This window comes from Streptomyces sp. NPDC051133, from assembly GCF_040682635.1.
GTDB lineage: Bacteria > Actinomycetota > Actinomycetes > Streptomycetales > Streptomycetaceae > Streptomyces.
In genome coordinates this window covers 1-3,592 of the sequence record NZ_JBFBBK010000151.1, presented here as the reverse complement: position 1 = coordinate 3,592, position 3,592 = coordinate 1, and the positions used below count along the sequence as shown (strand labels likewise).

Below are 3,592 nucleotides of genomic sequence, written 5' to 3'. Positions count from 1 at the left end.
CCTGTTCCTCCGGTCGTTCGACGTGCGCTGTTCGTCCGGACGACCTCGCCAGCGTGGTCCTACTCAGCGATGCACCCGCAGGGGCCCTCAGCCCCTCATCTCTGCCGCGGTGCACCGGCCGTCCTTCAAGGCCACCGCCTGGGCGCCCCCGGCGCATATCCGGGCCTGCCCGCCCCAAGATCGCCCTAGGACCACGCGCCCGTCGCAGGCCGGCCCTCATTTTCCGCGGCTAGGGTAATTCCGCCCTCGCCCGCTCTCTGGAACGGTGCGTTTTCAGAGTGCCCGGGAGGGGCGGTTGCAATGTCGGCAACAGCCCTAGCTTGCCGGAGGGGCGACAGGACTACCTTCGTGTCTGCACGCGCGATGCCCAGGTGAGACACACACCTGGTGCGCCTTGATTGACCGGCGATGCAACCGAGGCGCCCGTTGTCGCAGTGCATGGCCCCACAGGGCTCGGTGGCTGGTGCCTCGGCCGAACGCCGCCCGTGGTGGTTGGGGAGTTATTCAAGGGGCGGGTGCCTTGGGTAACTCCCCCAAACCTCGCCCGGGGCTCGGATCACGCATGTTGCGGGCCTTCATACCCCGCGTTCCACCGGCGTCAACTTGCAGGCCGTCTTGGCCACTTCAAGAGCAGCTCCCGCCGATACCCGAGCCCAGTGTCGGCGATTCACCGTTGTTCGCCTTCCAGCGGCACTTCGTACAAGGCGTGATGGCAGGCTCATTCAAGTGACCGAGCCCCCCATCGCTCAGGCGTACGGCCAGCGCCAGACGCTGCCGCTGAAAACGCACGTGATCGGCGTACCACCGGCGGTGGTGGTCGTCTGCCCCAGACCCGAACTGGCGCCGCACTCGGCATGTGCAGGGGCTGATGCCGAACTCGCAGTGGGACCCCCTTCTGAGGGGTCAGGCTTGGCTGGAGAGTACCTGCGGATGGAGGACACCCAGCGCATTGCGCAGAAGAGTGCTGGAGGTGTGCGCCGTATACGGGAAGTACACAACCTCGACGTCAACCCTTGCGAATTCAGCCTCCAACGCTGTCCACACGTCCGTGCCGAGCCAGTCATCCCCCTTGAAGATGACGTCGAAACCGACTTCCTTCCAAATCTCGATCTTGTCGTCAACGGTCATGACATGAACGTCGTCAACGTAGCGAAGACTGCGAAGGATTTCGAGTCGCTCGCACAACGGTACGACGGGCGGCCGGCCCTTCATACGCACCACCAGGTCGTCGGAAGCGACGCCCGCGATCAGACGGTGGCACTGTTCCCGGGCCCGGCGCAGGATATTGAGATGGCCGACGTGGAAGAGGTCAAAGACCCCCGGCGCGTAGCCGAGACGTTCGTCCGTCACCGATCTTCCCCTGGTTACTTTTCCGTGACCGCGGTCACGAGGAGCGGCTTGGACCGATGTGTTGAGTTCTTGCCGTCGGTGACGGCGATGGTGTAGCGGTGACGTGACCCTGGAGTGACCGAGTCCGTGTACTTCATTTCCGGGAGGTCCCACTCGACGGAGCTCTTCTTCGGCGAGGCCACGCGGACGCCGTCACGATAGATTTGGTACGTCAGCTTCGCGTCGTCCCGGTCCCAGGTCGCACGCCAGGTAAGCGTGATCTTTCCTACGCGAGAATTGTCGGCCGTGATTTGGGGGATCGCTTCCGGTGCCGCGTTGCCAGGTCCGGGCCCGAAGCGCGTCAGGCCTTGCTGGGGCTTTTCGTTTACCGTGGTGAACCCGCCACCTGCCCAGAGGATTCCCTTGGCCATGACCAGGGTGCGGGGGCCGATTTGCTGCTCGTTCCCGATTCCGTCATCGGTGTCGGGGAACCAGTGCAAGATCCGCTTGTCGGCGACGGACTGGGCCAGGAAGTGCCGACGGCGGCCATCGGGGAAGCCCCCAGGCGTGGGCAGGCAGTAATGGGCATGGGACCCGCTGTAAAGGATGCCCTTGTAGACGAGAACGGCCTGGGTGGCGCCCTGGCAGTAGTCCTTCCAGACCATCTTGCCGTTGTCCAGACGGCCCGCGATGCGACCGTCGAAGACGCCGGTTCCCCTGCCGTCCGACGCCACGTAGAAGTTGGTTTTGTCGCGTGCCAGTGACTGCACCGACGATCTTTGCGGAAGCCAGTCTGGGTACGAGGTAACGATCGAGCCGGTCGAGGGATTCAAGGCGACCAGGGCCTGCTGCTGCTCACCGTTGACATGGTGGAAATCGCCGCCCACGAGAACCATATTATGTTCCGGCACTGCCAAGAGGGCGTGGACCGGCTGATCGATTTCTGCGCTGAACGGCTGGAGAGATCCTCGGGGGCTGAAGGAGGCGATGTGCATCCTTTCCTTGCCGTTGATGTGCGTGAAGTCGCCACCCAGGTAGAGGGACTTGTCCGTGATGTCGATGGCGCGAACCGTCCCATCCACCTTGGGGCGGAAGTTCTTGCGCAGTGTGCAATCTGCCGTGTTGAGTGCGACGACATCGGACGCAGAGGTGTGATCGACCTTGCTGAACGATCCGCCGATGTACAACACCTTGCCGTCGCGTGACGGCTTCAGCGCCCGTACCGTCCCCCCGATCTCGGAGAAAGAATGCGTGCAGGGCAGCAGTTTTCCGGTGACGGCGTCGAACGCGGCGAAGTTCTTGCGGGTTTTTTGCTTCTCGCCTGGCTTTGCGCCGGGCGGGCGTACCGTGTCGAAGGTGCCGCCGACGTAGACGACGCCGCGGGCGTACGCGAGCGTCCAGACGTAACCGTCCGTCTGCCATGTCGAAAGGGGCTTGGCAGTCAAGGTTGGCCTGACCGGTGCCACGGAACCGTAAGCCGTTGTGAGGGAGCCGGTAGCAAGTGCCGCTGCGGTGACGATGCTCGTCGTGCTTTTCCTCAGGCGCATGAAACATCCCAGTTGCGAGTGTACGGGGGATGGGAGACGGACGACCTCCCGCACTCACGGCGGAGTGCGGTGTTTTGAAAACGCGGCAAAATCTAGCAGGCATATGCGCATTCCCCAGTAATTGAGGCGCCATGACCCGCTGCCGTGTCGCCCGTGCATAGCACGACCGGGAAGAAGAGGGGCGACCGTGGCGAGGTGCCGGCACCACCGCCGAACACCGCCGGCGAATGAACGGCAGTGTGCCGCTCTCCGGCTTCGCGTCGTCGGGCACAGACGCCTCCACCAGGTCAGGAGAGGGCGCAGAGAGCCCAGAAGTAGCTGGCTGCAGCGAGTCGCTGGTCCCTGACCCGACGGGCCATGACGAGACACTTTTGCCGCACGCCTGAGTGACCGTTGTAGCCCTGACGAAGGCCTTGATGCTTTGGCGTCGGTGAAGCGGATCTGGCCGCGCCGACTTTGGCGAGCCGCCGGGCGCTGGTGAGGGATCCGAGTCCGTCGACCTCCACGATGCCCACGCTCGCCGAGAACATACAGCTGCGGCTGGAGGCCGCCATACTCCGGACCCACACCGGGATCAGTGCGCCATCCACCTCCACAACCGCTCTGCGGGCATCCCTCGGGCGGTCCGACGGGCTCGCTGGCGGGCAGGGGTCCCAGCCTATTAATGACCCGGCCACACCGTGGAAGAGAGGACGTCAGACGGCGGGCCAAGCTGC

Annotated in this window: 2 protein-coding genes; both read right to left on the bottom strand. The window is 64.3% G+C overall.

Annotated elements, in window-relative coordinates:
• Nucleotides 1-903: 903 nt before the first annotated feature.
• On the bottom strand, nt 904-1,350 hold the full coding sequence (locus AB0N17_RS45635; protein WP_366017580.1) for an adenylyltransferase/cytidyltransferase family protein: 447 nt from the start codon (nt 1,348-1,350) through the stop codon (nt 904-906).
• 14 nt (nt 1,351-1,364) lie between these two features.
• On the bottom strand, nt 1,365-2,876 hold the full coding sequence (locus AB0N17_RS45630; protein ID WP_366017579.1) for a fibronectin type III domain-containing protein: 1,512 nt from the start codon (nt 2,874-2,876) through the stop codon (nt 1,365-1,367).
• Nucleotides 2,877-3,592 lie beyond the last annotated feature (716 nt).